The sequence below is a fragment of the Streptomyces sp. NPDC005955 genome, from assembly GCF_042871255.1.
In the GTDB taxonomy this organism is placed as follows: Bacteria; Actinomycetota; Actinomycetes; order Streptomycetales; family Streptomycetaceae; genus Streptomyces.
The window spans coordinates 544551-565271 of record NZ_JBIAIF010000001.1; the positions used below are offsets into that span (position 1 = coordinate 544551).

Annotated in this window: 17 protein-coding genes; 12 read left to right on the forward strand and 5 right to left on the reverse strand. The window is 73.1% G+C overall.

The annotated features are described in order from the left end of the window. Positions 1–152 precede the first annotated feature (152 nt). Positions 153–1781 (reverse strand): family 20 glycosylhydrolase, encoded by a 1629-nt coding sequence (locus ACFYOU_RS02315; protein WP_391302868.1) that lies wholly within the window; start codon positions 1779–1781, stop codon positions 153–155. Between the two features lie 1239 nt (positions 1782–3020). Here ACFYOU_RS02315 and ACFYOU_RS02320 point away from each other — a divergent pair. The 5 genes from ACFYOU_RS02320 (at position 3021) to ACFYOU_RS02340 (ending at position 7236) form a co-directional block, all read left to right on the forward strand. Beyond that, on the forward strand, positions 3021–3494 hold the full coding sequence (locus ACFYOU_RS02320) for a 2-oxo-4-hydroxy-4-carboxy-5-ureidoimidazoline decarboxylase (protein ID WP_389761863.1): 474 nt from the start codon (positions 3021–3023) through the stop codon (positions 3492–3494). Between the two features lie 329 nt (positions 3495–3823). Then, complete coding sequence (sdhC, locus tag ACFYOU_RS02325; protein ID WP_351249482.1) at positions 3824–4204, forward strand: succinate dehydrogenase, cytochrome b556 subunit; 381 nt, start codon at positions 3824–3826, stop codon at positions 4202–4204. 5 nt (positions 4205–4209) lie between these two features. Beyond that, positions 4210–4701 (forward strand): succinate dehydrogenase hydrophobic membrane anchor subunit, encoded by a 492-nt coding sequence (locus tag ACFYOU_RS02330; RefSeq protein WP_391302871.1) that lies wholly within the window; start codon positions 4210–4212, stop codon positions 4699–4701. Positions 4702–4723: 22 nt separating this feature from the next. Continuing rightward, the gene (sdhA, locus tag ACFYOU_RS02335; protein WP_389761865.1) at positions 4724–6478 is read left to right on the forward strand and encodes a succinate dehydrogenase flavoprotein subunit; all 1755 of its coding nucleotides are present in this window, start codon (positions 4724–4726) and stop codon (positions 6476–6478) included. Beyond that, the gene (locus ACFYOU_RS02340; RefSeq protein ID WP_389761867.1) at positions 6478–7236 is read left to right on the forward strand and encodes a succinate dehydrogenase iron-sulfur subunit; all 759 of its coding nucleotides are present in this window, start codon (positions 6478–6480) and stop codon (positions 7234–7236) included. The genes sdhA and ACFYOU_RS02340 overlap by 1 nt, the downstream gene beginning before the upstream one ends. 123 nt (positions 7237–7359) lie before the next feature. Here the strand turns inward: ACFYOU_RS02340 and ACFYOU_RS02345 are convergent, their stop codons facing one another. Further along, the gene (locus ACFYOU_RS02345) at positions 7360–7917 is read right to left on the reverse strand and encodes a hypothetical protein (RefSeq protein WP_391302873.1); all 558 of its coding nucleotides are present in this window, start codon (positions 7915–7917) and stop codon (positions 7360–7362) included. Positions 7918–8218: 301 nt separating this feature from the next. On the opposite strand from ACFYOU_RS02345, the gene ACFYOU_RS02350 reads away from it, so the two are divergent. From ACFYOU_RS02350 to ACFYOU_RS02370, 5 genes are all read left to right on the forward strand, one after another. Then, positions 8219–9541 carry a lipase gene (locus tag ACFYOU_RS02350; RefSeq protein ID WP_391302875.1) on the forward strand — a complete coding sequence of 441 codons (1323 nt, stop codon included), beginning with the start codon at positions 8219–8221 and terminating at the stop codon, positions 9539–9541. A 159-nt stretch (positions 9542–9700) separates the two neighbouring features. Further along, complete coding sequence (locus ACFYOU_RS02355; protein WP_391302877.1) at positions 9701–11152, forward strand: FG-GAP-like repeat-containing protein; 1452 nt, start codon at positions 9701–9703, stop codon at positions 11150–11152. A 290-nt stretch (positions 11153–11442) separates the two neighbouring features. Further along, positions 11443–11880, forward strand: coding sequence for a hypothetical protein (locus tag ACFYOU_RS02360; protein WP_389761880.1), 438 nt, complete (start codon positions 11443–11445; stop codon positions 11878–11880). Between the two features lie 101 nt (positions 11881–11981). Continuing rightward, on the forward strand, positions 11982–12599 hold the full coding sequence (locus ACFYOU_RS02365) for a DCC1-like thiol-disulfide oxidoreductase family protein (protein ID WP_391303765.1): 618 nt from the start codon (positions 11982–11984) through the stop codon (positions 12597–12599). A gap of 179 nt (positions 12600–12778) precedes the next feature. After that, positions 12779–13453, forward strand: a complete 675-nt coding sequence (locus tag ACFYOU_RS02370) for a TetR family transcriptional regulator (RefSeq protein WP_391303766.1) — start codon at positions 12779–12781, stop codon at positions 13451–13453. 79 nt (positions 13454–13532) lie between these two features. Here the strand turns inward: ACFYOU_RS02370 and ACFYOU_RS02375 are convergent, their stop codons facing one another. After that, on the reverse strand, positions 13533–15974 hold the full coding sequence (locus tag ACFYOU_RS02375) for an MMPL family transporter (protein WP_391303767.1): 2442 nt from the start codon (positions 15972–15974) through the stop codon (positions 13533–13535). A gap of 296 nt (positions 15975–16270) precedes the next feature. Between ACFYOU_RS02375 and ACFYOU_RS02380 the strand changes: the two genes are divergently transcribed. Both ACFYOU_RS02380 and ACFYOU_RS02385 read left to right on the forward strand, forming a co-directional pair. Next, positions 16271–16984, forward strand: a complete 714-nt coding sequence (locus ACFYOU_RS02380) for a winged helix-turn-helix domain-containing protein (RefSeq protein ID WP_391302879.1) — start codon at positions 16271–16273, stop codon at positions 16982–16984. 10 nt (positions 16985–16994) lie between these two features. Next, positions 16995–18569 carry an ATP-binding protein gene (locus tag ACFYOU_RS02385; protein WP_391302882.1) on the forward strand — a complete coding sequence of 525 codons (1575 nt, stop codon included), beginning with the start codon at positions 16995–16997 and terminating at the stop codon, positions 18567–18569. On the opposite strand, the gene ACFYOU_RS02390 is transcribed toward ACFYOU_RS02385, so the two are convergent. Further along, a complete protein-coding gene (locus ACFYOU_RS02390) occupies positions 18461–19069 on the reverse strand; it encodes an ATP-binding protein (RefSeq protein ID WP_391302884.1) in 609 nt (202 codons plus the stop codon). The genes ACFYOU_RS02385 and ACFYOU_RS02390 overlap by 109 nt on opposite strands. Before the next feature lie 240 nt (positions 19070–19309). After that, positions 19310–20677, reverse strand: coding sequence for a metallophosphoesterase (locus ACFYOU_RS02395; RefSeq protein WP_391302886.1), 1368 nt, complete (start codon positions 20675–20677; stop codon positions 19310–19312). Positions 20678–20721: the final 44 nt, after the last annotated feature.

Below are 20721 nucleotides of genomic sequence, written 5' to 3' on the forward strand. Positions count from 1 at the left end.
GGCGGTCAACCGGGTCCGCGGTGCCGGGGCGGCGGGCCGGGTGGGGACCGGGCTCCTGTCGATCCACGGCTGGACGTTGGAGCAGCCCTGTCTCTTCGGCAAGTCGCCGGAAGGGCCGGTGTGTCCCGTGCGCCCCCGCCGGTCCCGCCGGGTCAGTCGACCCGGTCCGCGAGGGCGACGAACTCGTTCCAGGCCAGGGGTGGTCGCCCCGCGTCCCAGAGTTTCTGTGCGGTCGCCCGCAACGGCATCCGGATGCCCGCCGCGATCCGTTCGGGGGTCTGCGCGTTCGGGAAGTCGCCCCAGACGCCGAAGACCCCGCCGAGGATCTGCCGGTCGTAGCGCCGGTCGACGGGCCGGGTGCCGCGCACCACCAGCGGGGTCCACTCCTCGTAGATCCGCCGGCCGGTCGGGTAGGTGAACTGGTTGGGCTCGCCCAGGACGTAGTAGAGGTACTCGTCGTTGTAGTTGACCAGTTCGCGCCCGGTGCTCAGGTACGCGGTCGGCTCCCGGGCCCCGATCTCCTTGCCGGTCCAGTACGCCGCCTCGATGTCGTCGGCGGGCTGCACCCCGTCGCGGAAGAAGCCGTCGTTCCAGGCGCGCGGCTCGCGGCCCAGCTTGCGGACGGTCGCCGCCCGGTCGTCCAGCCAGCCCGTGGCCAGGTCCTCCACGGTGCCGTCCGCCCCGTACCGTTCGCGGGCCGCCGCGGCGAGTTGGGGGAAGCGGGCGGCGGGGTCGCTGGAGAAGAGGGCCGGGTACTCGTCGCCGCCGACGTGCCAGTAGGGACCGGGGAACAGTTCCGCGTACTCGCGCAGCAACTCGTCCACGATCCGGGCGGCGGCCGGCCGGGAGATGTCGACGGCGCCGGGCGGCGCGGCACCGTTCGTGCCGCGCAGTTGGAGGTCCGGGTGCGCGGCGATCACCGCGCCGAGGTGTCCGGGCGAGTCGATCTCCGGCACCACGTCGATGTGCCGGCTGCGGGCGAGCGCGACGATCCGGCGGACCTCGTCCTTGCTCAGGTGGTCCCGGGACACCACTTCCGGATGGCTGTCGGAGGCGATGCGGAAGCCCTGGTCGTCGGAGAAGTGCAGGCCCAGTTCGTTGAACTTGAGGTCGCCCAGTTCCCGTATCCGGTCCTCGATCCAGCGGGCGGCGTACGGTTTGCGCGCCGTGTCCAGCAGGAAGCCGCGCCGGGGTTTGGCGGGTTCGTCCCGCACCACGCCCTCGGGGGCGGTGCCCGCGTCGCGGACCGCCTGCTTGAGGGTGCGGGTGCCGTAGAACACGCCCCGCTCGGTGGGTCCCTCGATCCGCACCCGCTCGTCCCGCACGGTCATCGTGTACGACTCGGGGCCGCCCCCGCCGCCGAGGGACAGTTCCACGTCCCCGTGTCCGGCCGGGTCCTGCCCCGCGTACGCGACTCCCAACTCGTCGGCGGTGAGCCGGCCCTCGTCGTCGAGCGCGGGGTCCGTGACGACGAGCCGCGCGCCGGCGGCGGGCCGCCAGCCGGGGCCCCGGGCGGAGGTGTGCTCGCGGACCGCGGGGATGGTGCGCGGGGCCCGGGACGGTGGATGGGTGGGGCTGGCGCTCGGCGTCCCGCCCTCGGTGGGCGTGGCGGTCGGGGCCGCGGGGGAGTCGGCGGACGGGGTGCCGTCGCCGTCGTCCCCGGGCCACAGGGCGAGCAGCACGCCGGCGGTGGCGGCCAGCACCGCGAGGACGACCACCAGCACGAGGACGGTTCTGCGCCGGGGGCGCGAACGGGAGCCGTCACCACCCGCACCGCTCATCGCGACCCCCGTACGTCCGCGGGCGTACGCGCGGTGTCCGCCCCGGTCCGCTCACGGGCCGGCGCCCGTCCCCGCCCGGGCACGCGCCCCGGCTCGGGTGCGGATTCCCGCGCACGCGGGCGACCCCGCCCGGCTACGCCCACCAGCACGGCAGGTGTGCACCCCTGCCCGGGTATGCCAACCGGCACGACAGGGGTACGCCCCCGCCCAGGCACACCGACCGGCACGACAGGGGTACGCCCCCGCCCGGGTATACCGACCGGCACAGCAAGTGGGCGACTCCACGCGAGTACGCGAACCGGCACGGCAAGCGGGCGACCCCGTCCGAATGCGCCGACTGACGCAGGGGCACGCCCCGGCAGGAAGGTGGGTTCCCGCCCGGTGGGGTGGTCCCGTTCGGGTACGTGGCCCGGCGCGAGTACGCGGTCCGGTCGCGGTGTCCGACCCCGGCCAGACGTGCCACCCGGCGCGGGAACCGAACACGGCCCGGGTGTGCGTTCCTCCCCCGGGGCGTGAACACGCATTGGTGCGGGTCCCACCCCGGGTGCACGTACCCGCCCGGGTGGGCGGCCCCACCGGGGTACGCGGTCCGGCCCGGGCGCGGCCACCCGCTCCGGTGGGCGACCTCGCCGGGGCGGGCGACCCGGCACGGGCGTCCGTTCCCACCCGGGTGCGCGACCCGGCCGCGGGGTACGCCGCCACCTGGACGTGCGCCCCGGCCGCGCAGCACGGCCCCACCTGGACGTGCGACCCAGCACAGGTACGCGTTCCTGCACAGGTACGCGGCCCCGCGCCGTCCGGCGGGGTCGCGTACGTGGACGGGGCCGCGTCGGAACCCCCGGTCGTGCCTCGTTCATGCGTACGACCCTCCCCCACCCCCGGGTGCACCGCACCCCGACCGCGTCCCTATCATCGGCTCGCGGTCATGCGTCCCGCGCGTCATCCCGGCGGGGCCGAACTCTTCCGTTCGAGTGAGATGCACGCACCCGTCGGACGCCCCCGGGCCCCGGGTCGCTAGCGTGGCCGCGCAGACCTCACCCGTGCCGCCCGCACCACCCGGCACACCCGCCGACACCCGGCCCACCCGCCGACACCGGGCGCCGCCGCCCCACCCGGCCCCGCCGTCCTCCGCTAGGAGCCACGCTGCCCTCCCACGGGTCCCTCCGACCGCCAGGCCGCGCCGCCCCACCACCCGCCCAGCGCACCCCCGTTCCGGCCGCGCCCGCGACCCTCACCTGGTTGAACGCCTGCGCCCCGCACCTCGCCTTCGCCGCGTTCCGCGGCTGCTGCGCCAGTCGCCGTTGGGCCACCCGGCTCGCCGCGCACCGCCCCTACCCCGATCTGGAGGCGCTGCTCGCCGCCGCGGACGAGGCGGCCTACGACCTCACCGACGCCGATCTCGCCGAAGCGCTCACCGGGGAGACCGCCACGACGCCCCAGCGCACGGCGCGGCCCGGCCACTTCGCGGCACGGACCGCGCTGAGCGCCGCGCACGCCGCCTACGAGAGCCGGTTCGGGCACGCCTTCCTGCTCTGCCTCGACGCCTGCCCGCCGGAGGAGGCCCTCGACCGGGTGCTCACCGCGATCCGGTCGCGGCTCGGCAACGACCGCGAGGACGAGCGGGCGCTCACCACCGAGGAACTGCGCCGGATCGCCCGCGGTCGGCTGGCCCGACTGGTGCTGAACGCCCGGCCGGGGCGCGACGGAGGGTGACGCGAACGGAACCCGAGGCCCCGGTTCCCCGCCCCCGGAGCTCGAACCCCCGTACGGACGCGCCCCCTGACCGGATACACCACAGCAGGGATTTGACCGAAAATGGCCGAAAACTGCCGCTCTGACCCCCCTGAGAGCGGTGCCGGAAAGCCTTCTCGATAGCCCGTACGTGCCAGTTTGATTGCCTGTTTGATCACACCGCCGGGCCCGGCGTGAACGTTCCGACAACTCGTCGCTACGATGGCCGGGGCCGGTGGACCGTACCCGGCCGGGCCCGACCGACACCCCAAGCCGGCAGGCCCTGATCCCCGCTCCCGGAGGGTTCTTCCGTGCCGGCTGGAACGCTGTACCGCGGCCGGGAAGGCATGTGGTCCTGGGTGGCTCATCGAGTCACCGGTGTCCTCATCTTCTTCTTCCTGTTCGTCCATGTGCTGGACACCGCCCTCGTGCGTGTCTCCCCCGAGGCGTACGACAAGGTCGTCGCCACCTACAAGACGCCCCTCGTCGCGCTGCTGGAATACGGCCTCGTCGCCGCAGTCCTCTTCCACGCGTTGAACGGCCTGCGGGTCATCGCCGTCGACTTCTGGTCGAAGGGTCCCCGCTACCAGAAGCAGATGCTGTGGACCGTGGTCGGCATCTGGGTCGTGCTGATGATCGGGGCCCTGTACCCCGTGCTCGGCCACGCCGTCCGTGAAGTCTTCGGGAGCTGACGCACATGTCGACCGACCTCTCCGCACAGTCCGGCCCGTCCGGCGTCGGCGCCGTCGAAGGCGCCCCGCTCTACAGCGCCGACAACCCCGCCCCCGTCATCGAGGCCCCCCGCAAGCGCACCGGCAAGACGCCGAAGTCGACGCGCGGGAACTTCGAGCTGTACGGGTGGCTGTTCATGCGCCTGTCCGGCATCGTCCTCGTCGTCCTCGTCCTCGGGCACCTGCTGATCCAGCTCGTCCTCGACGGCGGCGTCTCCAAGATCGGCTTCGCCTTCGTGGCCGGCCGCTGGGCCTCGCCGTGGTGGCAGACCTGGGACCTGGTGATGCTGTGGCTGGCGATGCTGCACGGTGGCAACGGCCTCCGCACGGTCATCAACGACTACGCCGAGCGCCCGAACACCCGACTGTGGCTCAAGGGCCTGCTCTACACCGCCACGGTGTTCACGATCCTGCTGGGCACGCTGGTGATCTTCACCTTCGACCCGAACATCCGCTAGGCACGGGGCTGAGGCAACCGCTATGAAGATCCACAAGTACGACACCGTCATCGTCGGCGCCGGCGGCGCCGGCATGCGCGCCGCCATCGAGGCGACGAAGCGCAGCCGCACCGCCGTGCTGACCAAGCTGTACCCCACCCGCTCCCACACGGGCGCCGCGCAGGGCGGCATGGCCGCCGCGCTCGCCAACGTGGAGGAGGACAACTGGGAGTGGCACACCTTCGACACGGTCAAGGGCGGTGACTACCTGGTCGACCAGGACGCCGCCGAGATCCTGGCGAAGGAGGCCATCGACGCCGTCCTCGACCTGGAGAAGATGGGCCTGCCGTTCAACCGCACCCCGAACGGCACCATCGACCAGCGCCGGTTCGGCGGGCACTCCCGCAACCACGGCGAGGCCCCGGTCCGCCGCTCCTGCTACGCGGCCGACCGCACCGGCCACATGATCCTCCAGACGCTGTACCAGAACTGCGTCAAGGAGGGCGTGGAGTTCTTCAACGAGTTCTACGTCCTCGACCAGCTGATCACCGAGATCGACGGGGTCAAGCACTCCGCGGGCGTCGTCGCCTACGAGCTGGCCACCGGTGAGATCCACGTCTTCCAGGCGAAGGCCGTGATCTACGCCTCCGGCGGCACCGGCAAGTTCTTCAAGGTGACCTCCAACGCGCACACCCTGACCGGCGACGGCCAGGCCGCCGTGTACCGGCGCGGGCTGCCGCTGGAGGACATGGAGTTCTTCCAGTTCCACCCGACCGGCATCTGGCGCATGGGCATCCTGCTGACGGAGGGCGCCCGCGGTGAGGGCGGCATCCTCCGCAACAAGGACGGCGAGCGCTTCATGGAGAAGTACGCGCCGGTCATGAAGGACCTGGCGTCCCGTGACGTCGTCTCCCGCTCCATCTACACGGAGATCCGCGAGGGCCGCGGTTGCGGTCCCGAGGGCGACCACGTGTACCTGGACCTCACGCACCTCCCGCCGGAGCAGCTCGACGCCAAGCTCCCGGACATCACGGAGTTCGCGCGCACCTACCTCGGCATCGAGCCCTACACGGACCCGATCCCGATCCAGCCGACCGCGCACTACGCCATGGGCGGCATCCCGACGAACGTCGAGGGCGAGGTGCTGTCGGACAACACCACCGTCGTCCCGGGCCTCTACGCCGCCGGCGAGGTCGCCTGCGTCTCGGTGCACGGCGCCAACCGGCTGGGCACCAACTCGCTCCTCGACATCAACGTCTTCGGTCGCCGGGCGGGCATCGCCGCCGCCGAGTACTCCGCGAAGGCCGACTACGTCGACCTGCCGGAGGACCCGGCGCGACTCGTCGTCGACCAGGTCGAGCACCTGCGCGCCTCCACCGGCACCGAGCGGGTGGCGGAGCTGCGCAAGGAGCTCCAGGAGACGATGGACGCCAATGTGATGGTGTTCCGCACCGAGCAGACCATCAAGACGGCCGTCGACAAGATCGCCGAACTGCGCGCCCGGTACAAGAACGTGTCCGTGCAGGACAAGGGCAAGCGGTTCAACACGGATCTGCTGGAGGCCATCGAGCTGGGCAACCTGCTCGACCTGGCCGAGGTCATGGCCATCTCCGCGCTGGCCCGCAAGGAGTCCCGCGGCGGTCACTACCGCGAGGACTACCCCAACCGCGACGACGTCAACTTCATGCGCCACACCATGGCGTACCGCGAGGTCGACGCCGCCGGCTCCGAGACCGTCCGTCTCGACTACAAGCCGGTCGTCCAGACCCGCTACCAGCCGATGGAGCGTAAGTACTGATGGCAACTCCCGTACTCGACAAGGTGGAGGCCGAGGCCGCCGCCTCCCACCTCATCACGGTCACGTTCCGCATCCGGCGCTTCAACCCGGAGGTGTCGGCGGAAGCCACCTGGGAGGACTTCCAGTTCGAGATCGACCCCAAGGAGCGGGTCCTCGACGGCCTCCACAAGATCAAGTGGGACCTGGACGGGACCCTGACGTTCCGCCGCTCCTGCGCGCACGGCATCTGCGGCTCGGACGCGATGCGCATCAACGGCCGCAACCGGCTGGCGTGCAAGACGCTGATCAAGGACATCAACCCCGAGAAGCCGATCACGGTCGAGCCCATCAAGGGCCTGACGGTCCTCAAGGACCTGATCGTCGACATGGAGCCGTTCTTCCAGGCGTACCGCGACGTCATGCCGTTCCTGATCACCACGGGCAACGAGCCGACCCGCGAGCGCCTCCAGTCCGCCAAGGACCGCGAGCGCTTCGACGACACCACGAAGTGCATCCTGTGCGCGGCGTGCACCTCGTCCTGCCCGGTGTTCTGGAACGACGGCCAGTACTTCGGCCCGGCTGCCATCGTGAACGCCCACCGCTTCATCTTCGACTCGCGCGACGAGGCCGGCGAGCAGCGGTTGGAGATCCTCAACGACAAGGACGGCGTGTGGCGCTGCCGCACGACGTTCAACTGCACGGACGCCTGCCCGCGCGGCATCGAGGTCACCAAGGCGATCCAGGAGGTGAAGCGGGCGTTGATCACGCGCCGCTTCTGAGCCGCCTAGTCTGACCTGCTTCGTCTGACGCGTTTCGTCCGACCTGCTTCGTCCGACGACACGTGTGAGGGCCGTCGCGCCTCCCCGGAAGGGGGGTGCGGCGGCCCTCGTGCGTGCGCGGGGTCAGGCAGGGCCGGCGGACCGCTTGCGGTGGAACACGCTGAGCACCGTGCACTCCGTGTCCCAGTCGGGCAGCGGGCGCCCGGAAACGGCGCGCTCCCCGTCGAGGTGCTCGTCGGCGGCGGGCTGCATCGTGGGCACGTCGAGCACATGGAACTCGGCGCTCTCACCACCGAGCAGCACCGCGGCGTACGGGGCGGTGCCGATCCGCAGGGCGAACGCGTCGTCCCCGTCGATCGGGGTGCTCGACACGACGGACACCGGGCCGGACACCGCATCCGGACCGGCCACGGCGTACGGGAACTCCCGCACGCCCCGCACCACGAGCAGCCCCGCACTGGCCGTGGGGTACGCGACGGATTCCCGCAGGTCGAACAGGACGGCGCCGGTCGCGGCCCCCGGGTCCATCCGCACGTCGAGGACCCGCGCCCCGTCCAGGGCGTCGTCATCGGCCAGCGGATCGGCACCGGAGGGTTCGCCGCCGGGCAGGGGCTGATCGGCACGGAGCAGCTCCGCGGGGGTCAGCCCGCCGGGGGCGGCGCTGCCTATCCGAGGGGTCACGGTTCTCCTAGCTGAAGTGAGGGACGTACCCGTACGGGCCACCGCCACCGAACGGCGGGGCGAGCGGGCCCGCCACGCGGACGGTGCAGCGCACGCAGAATAACCCTACGTTCCGTGCGACTTCCCACGTCGGCGGCGCCGGAGGAGCCGCGATTGCCGTGGAAGCCGACAAGTGGGGCATCCGGCCGGTGCCGGGGCGGGGGCTGGCACCAGGGTGATCGGGGGGGACCGCTCCAGTGCGGTGGAACGCGTGCCGCACCAGGCTGAACGGGTCCTGGTGATCACGTAGTTGGGAGAAACCGTGCCCGTTCCCACGTCCCCGAAACCGCCGACCGCGCCCCGGTCCCCCCGTCGTCCCCGCAGACGCGGGGCCGCCCTGTGCTGCGGACTCCTGCTGACGGGACTGACCGGACTGACCGCCGCCGGCACCGTCGCCCCCACCGCCCACGCCCAGCCCTCCGCCCCGGTGTCGACGGTCCACGAAGGGCGGGGCCGGGGCTCGTTGGTCTCCGCCGAGCGGCTGTACACCCTCGCGACCCCCCGGGAGGTGACCGCGGAGCTGACCGCGGCCGGGTTCGGGGACGTCGACGTCCGGCACGGGGTGGTGGCGTACCGGCTGGAGTACCGGACCGTCGATCCGCACGGGCGACCCACCACCGCGAGCGGGCTGTTCGCGGTGCCGCTGCGCAGCCCGGTGCGGCTGCCGGCGGTGTCCTTCGCGCACGGCACCGGCAGTCACAAGGACGACTCCCCGTCCATGCGGCGCGCGGCGTTCGTGTCCGCGCCGGTGATCGCGTACGCGGCGGCCGGTGCCGCGTCCGTCGGGCCCGACTACCTCGGGATGGGCACCGGCCCCGGCCTGCACCCCTGGATGGACATCGCATCGGAGACCACCGCGTCCCTGGACATGCTGCGCGCGGCCCGCGCCTTCGCACCCCGCACGGGTCACCTGCTGGAGCGCGAGGTCCTGGTGACGGGCTTCTCGCAGGGCGCGTCGGCGGCGCTGGGGCTCGGCCGGGCGTTGGAGGCGGGTGCGGACCGCTGGTTCCGGCTGGGCGCGCTGGCCCCGGTCAGCGGCGCGTACGACTTCGGCGGCACGGAACTGCCCGCGCTGTTGGCGGGCGAGCTGGACCCCAAGTCCAGTGTGGTGTACGCGGCTTACACCCTGGTGGCGTTCAACCGGCTGCACCCCGTGTACGAGGATCCGGGCGAGGTGTTCCGGGCGCCCTACGACCGCACCGTCGAGGCGCTGTTCGACGGCGCCCACACCGGTGAGCAACTGATGCGGGGGACGCCGGGCACCCTGGACGCGTTGCTGACCGAACACGGCCGCGACCTGCTGGCCCGGCCGACCGGCGGCCTGGCCGCGGCACTGCGCGAGACCGACGCCGTGTGCACCGACTGGGTCCCGCGGGCCCCCGTCCGCCTGTACGTGGCGACCGGGGACGAGCAGGCCGTCACCGCCAACACCGACCGCTGCCGGACGGCGCTGCTCGGCAACGGGGTGGACGCCCCGGTCATCGACGTCGGCGCCGTCGACCACCGCGGTTCCCGGCACCTGGGGTCCAACGTCGCGGCCACATCGGCGATCGTGCGCTGGTTCGGGGAGTCGCACGGGCGGTGACCGGGCCTCGGGGGCGCCGGCCGCACGCGCCGGCGCCCCGGCCGACCGGCGGGTCCGCGGGAGGGGCCACACGGCGGTCGCACACCCACCACAACCGTCGTGGCCCCCCGGATGTCCTACGGGTCAACAATCGGCCACCTCCGACGACTTGGAGTCCCCGTGCGCATTCGGTTACGGACGTACGTCACAGCAATCGCCGTCATCGCCACGGCCACCGCGGGGCTGACCCTCCCCGCTTCGGCAGCCGCTCCTGCGCTGCCCGACGGCGACTTCAACGGCGACGGTTACGCGGACCTCGCCGTCGGCGTGCCCGACGGCACGGTCGGCGGCAAGGCGAAGGCGGGTTACGTCAACATCGTCTGGGGCGGCCGGAAGGGTCTCGGCGCGCACGGCAACATCCGCATCACCCAGGCCAGCCGCGAGGTCCCGGGCGTCCCCGAGAAGGGTGACCGCTTCGGCGCGTCGGTGGCCCTGGTGGACACCAACGGCGACGGCATCGCGGAGCTCTTCGTCGGCGCCCCCGGCGAGGACGTCAACGGGGGCGGCACGGACGCGGGCTCAGTCACCGTGGTGGGCGGCGCCCGGGGTCGTCCCGGTCACGGCTCCGTGGTCACCACCGGCCGCTCGCCGTACGCGGCGTACGGTCTGGCGTTCGCCACGGCCGACCTCACCGGCGACGGCAACAAGGACTTCGTGGTGGGCGGCAAGGACAAAGTGGTCCTGCGCACCGCCGACGGCCTCGCCGGCACGGTCCTCACCGCCCCGATGGGCGGCCGTGCCCCTGCCCTCACCACCGGCGACTTCAACGCGGACGGCACGGCTGAACTGGCCGTCGGGTACTGGACGCAGAACAGCCCGTTCACCCAGTCGCACGTGCGGCTGTGGGCCTGGGACGCGAACGAGCAGGCCATGGCCAACACCTGGAACACCGACAACGCCGGGGTCTCCGCCCTCGCCGCGGGCGACTTCGACGGGGACGGCAGCGACGACCTGGCCCTCGGGGAGTGTCGGGAGATCGCCGACGAGAACATCGACGACCCCTGCGGGCCCGAGGCGGTCGCCAAGGGCGGCGGCATCCACGTCCACTACGGCGACGCCGCACCCGGCAGCTTCGGCGTCCGCCGACAGACCCTCAACCAGGACACGGTGGGCGTGGCGGGCGTCGCGGAGGTCGGTGACCGCTTCGGCGCCGCGCTCGCCGTCGGCGACGTCAACCGCGACGGCCGGGACGACCTGGTGGCCGGCGCCCCCGGCGAGGCGATCGGCACCCGGGCGGGGGCCGGCGCGGCGACCCTCCTACTCGGTGGCCCGACCGGGCTGGTGGACGCGCGGGGCGAGGGCCACTCGGTCGGGCTCCAGCAGAACACCCCGCGGGTGCCGGGCGTCGCGGAGGCGCGTGACGCGTTCGGTGCCGCGGTGGCCTTCGGTGCGTACGGGGGGCGCGGGCGGGTGGACCTGGCGGTCGGCTCACCCGGCGAGAACGCGGGCTCCGGGGGTGTGTGGCTGCTGCCGGGGGCGGGGGCCGGCGGTTCCGCCGCGCTCACGCCCCGCAAGCTGGGGCTGCCCTCGCCGGCCAGTGCGCTCGCCTACGGCAGGTACGTCAGCGAGTAGCGCACGGCTGGGGGGACGGGGGCGGGCCGCTGGCGTTGGGCGGCCAACTCCGCGGGCGATGCTGACACCACGCCGCACCGCCCGCCATCCCGACCAAGACCCGAAGGCCCGAACACCCGAAGGCCGCCCGGACGACTCCCGTCCGGGCGGTCTTCAGCGTTCCCGGACCACCCACCCCCGGACTTGAACACGTTCAAAAGCAGGTCTACAGTCTCCACTGTCAGCGTTTTTGAACACGTTCAAGAAGCGTTGTGGCCGGACACGGCCATGACCGGAGAGGGGTGGGGACCGTGGATCAGGGACAAGACCTGACGTGGATCGCGTACCTCGTCTACATCGTCGTGAGCATCGGCCTGACCGTCTGGGTCGCGCGCACCCTCAGCCGCAACGGGCGGATCTTCCTGGCGGACGTCCTGCACGGCAACGAGAAACTGGCGGACGCCGTCAACCACCTGCTGGTGGTCGGGTTCTACCTGGTCAACCTCGGGTTCGTCGCGCTGTACCTGACCCAGGACGACGAGATCACCGAGGTGCGCGAGGTGTTCGAGGCGCTGTCGACGAAGCTCGGCGTCGTCCTGCTGGTGCTCGGGGTGCTGCACCTCGCCAATGTGTGGGTGCTGAACAAGATCCGCCGGCGGGGCGTCATGGAGCGGGAGCAGCTCCCCCCGGTGCCGCCGCAGGAGTACACCGACCGCGGCCCGTGGGCCGCGCCCACCGGCAAGGCGTGACGGCCGTGACCGAGGACCCCGCACCGCCGCCGACCGCCCCGGCAGTGTCCGCAGCGCCACCGACCGCGCCCGCGCGGGCCGCGCGCCCCCGGCCGCCGGCCGTGCGCGGACTCACCGTCCTGTACGACGCGAACTGTCCGCTCTGCACCTTCCTCCGCGGTTGGCTGAGCCGCCAGCCGCAGCTCGTCCCCCTGGACTTCGTCCCGGCGGGGTCTGAGCAGGCGCGGCGCAGGTTCCCGGCGCTGGACCACGGGTCGACGCTCGTGGACATCACGGTCGTCGCCGACGGCGGCCAGGTCTACCGCGCTGCCAACGCCTGGGTGGTGTGCCTGTGGGCGCTCGCCGAGTACCGCCCGACGGCGCACCGGCTCAGCACCCCGAAGGGCGCCAAGCTCGCCAAGGGCGCGGTGATCGCGGCCTCCAAGTACCGCGAGGCCCTGTTCGCCCAGCGGGCGCGGGCGGGGGGTGTCCGTCCCGTCGGGGGGCGGGACGGGCGCCCCGGGTACGCGTGGGCCGGTGGCGCGGCCGGGCGGACCGGGTCCGTGCGCGGGGCCGGGCCCGCCCGCACCACCATGGCCGGCTGGGAGTACCGCAACGACGCGGGTTGGGTGCACGTGGGAGACCCGCCCGGCCCGCGGGCGAACCCGGCAGGAACGGGGGCCGTGCCGCCGGCCCCCGCGCCGCCCACCTGTGCCGATGGCACCTGCTCCACTGACTAGGCTCTGACACCGTGTCCGCAGACAACGATCGTCCGACGAAGCAGCCGTCCGTCGCCCCCGTCCCGGGGGGCGACGGGGGAACCCCGCACGCGGAGAAGAACCCGGGGAAGCCGGGGAAGCCGGAGAAGTCGGAGAAGAACGCGGAGCGGACGGCGAAGAGCGAGCAGACCCGCGCGCTCATCCTTCAGACCGCGCTCCGGCTGTTCGAGGAGCGCGGTTACGACAAGACGACCATGCGGGCCATCGCCAAGGAGGCCGGGGTCTCCGTAGGCAATGCGTACTACTACTTCGACGGCAAGGAACACCTGGTCCAGGGGGTCTACGACCGGATCTCCGCGGAGCACAAGGCCGCCGTCCAGCCGATCCTGGCCCGGGAGACCGACCTGCACGCCCGGCTGGCGGGCGTACTGACCACCTGGGTGGACATCGCCGAGCCGTACCACGAGTTCGCCGCGCAGTTCTTCAAGAACGCGGCCGACCCGCAGAGTCCGCTCAGCCCCTTCTCCCCGGAGTCCCGCGCGGCCCGGGACGCCGCGATCGAGACCCACCGGCAGGTGCTCGCCGGGTCGAAGACCAAGGTCCCGGAGGATCTGGCCGACGTCCTGCCGGAGCTGCTGTGGCTCTCCCAGATGGGGTTGGTCCTGTACTGGGTGTTCGACCGTTCCGAGGGGCGCGAGCGGAGCCGGCGGCTGGCCGCGCGGGGTTCCCGACTGACCGCGCGGGCGGTGGGGCTGGCGCGCTTCCGGCTGCTGCGACCCCTGGTCCGCGAGGTCCACGAACTGTTCACGGACTTCGGGCCGCCGTTCGACGGGCCCGCGGCCGGCAAGGGCCCGGAGCCGACGTCGCACACCTGACCGAACGTACCGGGCGAACGGGCCGACGGGGCGGCGGGGGAACCCCCCACCGCCCCGTCGATCGCCCGGTGGCGTGCGGTCAGTGCACGTCCGCGCCGTCCTCCGCCAGCTCCACGTCCTGGACGAGCGGACCGTCACCGGTCGTCACCCGCCGGGTGTGCTCCGCACCGCCCTCCTCCGTCACGCCGAGCACGTACGCTCCGGGCGCGGGCGCGGCGAGCAGGTAGGAGCCGTCCGCCAGGGACCGCACCCGGTCGAGCGTGTCGCCGTCGAGCGACCGCAGGGTCACCACCGCGCCGGCCACCGGTCCGCCCTCCACCGTCCGGACGAAACCGTGCACCGCACTGCCCCCGGCCGCCGGAGCGACACCCGACCGACCGGCACCCGCCGGACCCGTGCCCGACGGCGTCTCGGAGCCTTCCACCGCCAGGTGCGGCAGCCGCCGGTCCAGCCAGCCGGGCAGCCACCAGTTGGACCGCCCCATCAGGTGCATCAACGCGGGGACCAGCGCCGTGCGCAGGATGAACGCGTCGACGGCCACGGCCACCGCGAGCCCGAAGCCCGCCACCACCGCCTGCATGTCGCCGCTCAGCACGAACGCGAGGAAGACGCAGATCATGATGAGCGCGGCGGAGTTGATGACCCGGCTGGTCTCCGCGAGCCCGACCCGTACCGCCCGTGCGTTGTCCTTGGTGTGCATCCACTCCTCGTGCATCCGGCTGACCAGGAACACCTGGTAGTCCATCGACAGGCCGAACAGCAGCGAGAGCATGATGACCGGCAGGAAGGCCGAGATGGGCCCCGAGCGGTCGAGCCCGATGAGTTCCAGGCCCCAACCCCACTGGAAGACGGCGACCACCACCCCGAAGGACGCCGCGGCCGCGACGAGGTTCATCACCGCGGCGGTGAGCGGGACGAGCAGGGACCGGAAGGCGATCAGCAGCAGGACGAAACCGAGACCGACGATCGCGGCGACGAAGTACGGCAGCCGCTCCCCCGTCTTCTCGGCGAAGTCCTTGAACACGGCCGTCACCCCGCCGACGTGGCCGTCCACCCCGGCCTGCGGCAGGTGGTCGTCGCGCAGCCGGTCGATCAGCCGGTCCGTGTCCAAGGACTGCGGTGAGGTGGTGGGCACGACCTGGACGAGGGACACGCCGCCCGCGGGAGGCAGGGCGACGACCCGCGCCACGCCCTCGTCGCCCTCGACCCGCGCCGTCAACCGTCGCACCGCGTCCGGCCGCGCGTCCTCGGCGACGACGATGAGCGGACCGTTGAAGCCCGGACCGAACCCGTCCGCCAGCAGGTCGTACGCCTGGCGCGTGGTCTGGTCCTCCGGGTGGTTGCCGTGGTCGGTGGCGCCGAGCCGCAGGGACAGCACCGGCAGCGCCAGCAGGGTCAGCGCCACCACGGCGAGGGCTATCAGCGACCTCGGGCGCCGCTGCACCTGGGCGGACCAGCGCACGGCGAGCCCGTTGGCGGCCCCCCGCTCGGGTCCCTGTTCGGCGAGGCGGCGGCGCTGGCGGCGGCTGAGCACCCGGGGTCCGAGGAACCCGAGCAGCGCGGGGAGCAGGGTGACGGCGGCCAGCACGCTCAGCACCACGGTCAGGGTCGTCGCGATGACGACCCCGTCCAGGAAGCGCAGGTTCATCACGAGCATGCCCGCGAGCGCGATGCAGACCGTGGCACCCGCGAAGACGACCGCGCGCCCCGCGGTGTTGAGGGCCACCCCCACCGAGGTCACCGGGTCCTCGCCCTGGAGCAGCGCCCGCCGGTGCCGGGTCACGATGAACAGGGCGTAGTCGATGCCGACCCCGAGCCCGACGAGGGAGCCCAGCAGCGGGGCGAGGTCGGGTATGCCCGTGCCGTGGCTGAGGAGCATCGTGCTGAACAGCCCGATGCCGACGCCGAACACGGCGACCACGATCGGCAGCAGCATCGCGAAGAACGAGCCGAAGGCGAGGAACAGGACGACCGCGGCGGCGGCGATGCCGACGAGTTCGGAGGTCCCGCCGGTGGCCTGCTGGATGCGGGCGATGGCCTCTCCGCCCACCTCGACCCGCAGGCCGTCGCCCGCGGCCGCCCCCGCGGTGTCGACGACGGCCTCGGCCAGTTCCGTCGGCACCGAGTTCGCCCGCTGGGCGAACGCCACCTCGGCGTAGGCGGTGCGGCCGTCCTCGCTGATCCGGGCGGCGGCACCCGGTTCGTCCCCGTAGGGGCCGTTGACCGCTCCGATGCCGTCCATGCCGGCGATCTCGCGCAGCGCCGGCTCGATCCGGGACCGTACGTCCGCGTCGCGCACCGAGCCGTCGGCGACCCGCCACACCACCGTGCCGGCGTCCCCGGCGCCGCCCGGACGGGCCTTCTCCAACAGTTCGTTCGCCCGGGTGGAGTCCGTCCCGGGGAGGGCGAAGTCGTTGGAGTAGTCGCTGCCCGCCGAGGTGCCGACCGCTCCCACGCCGAACAACACCCCCACCCACAGCACCAGGACCACCAGCCGGTGCCGGTAGCACCAGCGCGCCAATGCCGTCACGTCGTCCGCTCCTTCTGTTGTCCGGGCGACGGCCGCGGGTGCCCGTGCGGCGACCCCGACCGTCACCCGGAAGTCGTTCCGTTCCCCCGGGTCAGGGGCCCAGCATCGAGCGGGCGGCACCCCCGCGGGGAGGTCCGGACGGCGATCCCCAGCCAACTCCCAGGGCTCCCAGACAACTCCCAGGGCCCCCAGCCGATCCCCAGGACTCCCAGGTGGTTGCCAGGGTTCACAAGGAACTCCCAGCTTCGACCCGCCCGCACGGCACGGCGCCGACCGATACTGAGGGAATGACCGAGTCAAGCCAGTCGCCCCGCACGGACGTTCGAGGGGCGCGGGTCCTCGTCGTGGAGGACGAGCCGAGCATCGCCGACGTCCTGTCCATCGCCCTGCGCTTCCACGGCTTCGACGTGTCGACCGCCGCGACCGTCCGCCAGGCACGCCACCTCGCCGAACACGTCCGCCCGGACGCCGTCCTGCTCGACGTGATGCTGCCGGACGGCGACGGCCGCGAACTGGGGCGCGAACTGCGGTCGGCGCTGCCCGAGGCGGGCATCGTCTTCGTCACCGCGCGGGACGCGCCCGCCGAGGTCGTCGGCGCGCTGGGCTTCGGCGACGACTACATCACCAAGCCGTTCCACATCGACGAGGTCGTCGCCCGGATCACCGCCGTGCTGCGCCGCACCCGCCCAGCGGACGTCCTGCCCCGGCGCGCGCCGCTGCGCCACGGCGACCTGGAACTGGACGAGACGACGTACACGGTGCGCCGGGGCGCCCACAGCACCCAGCTGACCCCCACCGAGTACGCCCTGCTGCGCTTCCTGGTCCGCAACGCCGGGCAGATCGTGCCGAAGGAGGAACTGCTGCGCCATGTGTGGCAGTACCAGCACCCGGCCGAGTCGACCGTCGTCGAGACGTACATCAGCTATCTGCGGCGCAAGCTCGGGACCCTGGGGCCGCCGCTGATCACGACCCGGCGCGGCGTCGGCTACGGGCTCACCTGAGGGCCCGGCGGTGACCCACTGTTCCTCCTGGCGCCGCTTCCCGCACCGGGGAGCCCACTCGCTGCGGGCGAAGCTGACCCTGGTCAACGTGGCGCTGCTGATGTGCGCCATCGCGGTGGCGTGCGTGGTGAGCCTGATGGGGATGCGTCACTTCTTCCTCGACACCATCGACAAACAACTGGCCTCGACGCGCGACTCGATCGCGGGGTCCAGCCTCACCGTGCAGCAGATCGAGGCGCTGAGCACCCTGGGCATCGCCCTCGACGAACTGTCGCCCGACAGCGACGACCGGGGGCTGCTGCCGCACTCGGACTTCCAGTTCGTCGCCGTCGACGCGTCCGGCGCGGCGATCCGGGTCGCCGGGCTGGAGCCGACCGGCCGTCAACGCGATCTCGCGGCGGCCGTGGACGACCCGGTGCGGCTGGCCCGGGCCGCCGGGCCGGTGGACGTCACCTTGGACGGCGAGCCGTTCCGTGCGACGGCGGCGACCCTGGACGACGGGACGACGGTGGTGCTGGCCGGGTCCACGGGCTTCATCCACACCAACATCCGCAAGGCGGTGAAGTTCGACCTCGGGATGAGCACGGTCCTGTTGGGGCTGCTCGCGGTGCTGACGATGATCGGCGTGCACCACCGGCTGCGGCCCCTGGAGGACATGGTCGAGACGGCGTCCGCGATAGCCGACGGGGACCTGACCCGGCGGGTGCCGTCCAGCCGTCATACGGCCACCGAGGTGGAGCAGTTGCGGCTCGCGTTGAACTCGATGCTCCAGCAGGTGGAGACGGCCTACTCCACCCGGGAGCGCAGCGCCGAACAGTTGCGGCAGTTCGTCGCGGACGCCTCGCACGAGTTGCGCACCCCGCTGTCGGCGATCCGCGGCTACCTCCAGCTCTTCGACCGGGGGATGTTGAACGCGCCCGACGACCGGGAGCGGGCCTGGTCGCGGATCAACTCCGAGGTGGACCGCATGCACCGGCTGGTCGACGAGTTGCTGATGCTCGCCCGGCTGGACCAACGCGCCGAACTGCGGATGCGGAACACCGACGTGTGCGCCCTGGTGCGGGACGCGGCGGCCGACCTCCGGGTCCAGCAGCCGGAGCGGCCCGTGACGGTACGGGCGGACGGGGTGCTGTTGGTGCACGCGGACGAGTCCGGGCTGCGCCAGGTGCTGGGGAACCTGGTGGGCAACGTGCGGGTGCACACTCCGCGGGACGCGTCCGTCGAACTGTCGGTCCGGCGGACGGAGGAGACGGTGACGGTGACGGTGGAGGACCGGGGTCCGGGGCTCGCCGAGGAGGACGCCGTACGGGTCTTCGACCGTTTCTTCCGGGCGGGCGGCGGAGCGGGCAGCGGGCTGGGGTTGGCGATCGTCCGGGGGGTGGTCGACGCGCACGGGGGACGGGTCACGGTGCGCAGACGGTCCGGGGGCGGGCTCGCGGTCGTGGTCGCCCTGCCCGCGGGGCCCGGCGGCACGGGTTACCGGGACGAGGCGTCGGGGGGTTCCTCGGCGAGCGGCCCCGCGCCCGCTCCGGAGGCCGGACCCGCGCCGGCACCCTCCCCCACATCATCGACACCCACACCGTGACCGTCGCCGCCCTGGTCGCCCCCGTCATCACCGTCGTCACCGTCGTCGCCTTCGTCACTGTCGTCACCGCCGTCCGGGGCCGTGGGCAGGGGGAGTTGACGGGACGGGACCAGGGCCCACACCGTCGTTCCGCGCCGCCCCCCGTGCCAGACGCCCCACACTTCGGCGAGCGCTTCCAGTAACCGCCGCCCGCGCGCGGGGCCGGCGCCGGGACCGTCGACCCGGTTCGCCGCGCCGGGCACGGTCCCGTTCTCGTCGGTGACCTCGATGAAGCAGCCGCCGTCGGCGAGCGCGGTGATCGCGACCTCGAACTCCCGCTCCAACAGGGGCCCGTGGCGGACCGCCTCGGTGACGAGTTCGGAGACGAGCAGCACGGTGTCGTCGAGCGGGCCGTCTCCCGCGGTCCGACCCCAGGCGACGAGGTGCTCACGCACCCGGTGCCGGGCCAGGGCGACGGACGCCGGGTGTCGGGGCAGTCGGAACGCGTCGCGACGCGGCATCTCCCCTCCTCCACCCCATGCGGCACGGAACTCCCATGCTTCCCACGGGTCCGACACATGATGCAGGCTCACGGGGCCGCCGGGAGCCCGATGGGCGTCACGTATCCGTGCCGATCGGGCCGCGTCCGCTCAGCGGGGCACCGAACGGGGACGAACCGGGCGGCGGGTGCGCCGTCAGACCCGGGCGGGCGACACGGTGGCGACGCCGCTGCCGGGGAGGGGTGTCGGGGAGCTGGGGGGTCACGCCTGGAGGGAGGCGAGTTCGACCACGGTGATGTCCGACTCGGCGCCCACCCGCACCGGCGGCCCCCACGCCCCGGCCCCGCGGGTGACGTACAGCTGGGTGTCCCCGTAGCGCTCCAGGCCGGCCAGGGTCGGGTTCTGGAGTCCGGCGAGGTAGTTGACGGGCCACAGCTGGCCGCCGTGGGTGTGGCCGGACAGTTGGAGGCCCACCCCGTGCCGTACGGCGTCGTGGATCACGATCGGCTGGTGGGCGAGGAGCACCGAGGCCCGCCGCGGGTCGCGGTCGCCGAGCGCCCGTACGAAGTCGGGGCCCTCCCCCTCGGCCTCGCCCGCCGGGTCGTTGACCCCGGCGAGGTCGAAGGACGGCAGCTCGACGCGGCTGTTCTCCATCGGGTGCAGTCCCAGGTCGCGCACCTCGTCGACCCACTGCTGGGCGCCGGAGAAGTACTCGTGGTTGCCCGTGACGAAGTACGTCCCGTGTTTCGCCCGCAGGCGCGCCAGCGGCTCGGCCGCCGGGCCGAGGTCGGCCACGTCGCCGTCGACCATGTCGCCCACGATGGCGATCAGGTCGGGCTGCGTGGAGTTGATCGTGCGCACCAGTCGCTGGGCGAAGGACCTGCCGAGGATCGGGCCGAGGTGGATGTCGCTGACCACCGCGATGCGGAAGCCGTGCGCCGCCCGGGGCAGCTTGGCCAGCGGCACGGTCACCCGCTTCACCGCGGGACCGTTCAGCACGCTGTACGCGCCCGCTCCGACCGTCGCCGCGGCGGCGGCCACCGCGGTCCCGGCGACCGCCCGGGACAGGAACACCCGTCGCGACGGGGTGAGCGGCGCGGACGCCCCGGCCGGCGCGGGGCGCTCGGGTGCGGGGCCCTCGGGCGCGGTTGCCTCGGGCGCGGTTGCCTCCGGCGTGGGGCGCTCGGGTGCGGTGGCCTCCGGCACCGGGCCGAGCGCCGCCGACAGCGGGGCCGCGGGCACCCGGTCCGACGCACCGGGGTCGGCGTCCGCGCCGGGCACCGCCTGCCGGTCGTTCCGTGCACGCTGGTCACGTCGGGCGAGGAAGCGTCGCAGCAGGGGGCGGACGAGTTCCCCCACGGCCAGGGCGAGCACCAGGTACAGCATCAGGGCCAGCCACAGGTAGCCCGGCCAGGCCAGCACCCGCTCCAGCCAGAAGGGCGCGCCGGCCCGTCCGCTGGTGATGCCCGCGACCATCAGCGCGGGCCCCACGAGGAACACCGTCGTGCCGACCCGGCGGGCGACCGTGCCCCGGAGGGTGGTGTCCCGCACCACGCGTCTCCACACGTACCACTGGAGGGCGGCGATCACCGTGAGGGCGACCAGGCCGACCAGAATCGCGACGACCATCGAACCGCCCCTTCGCTGCACTGATTACGGAAGGGGTAACTGCG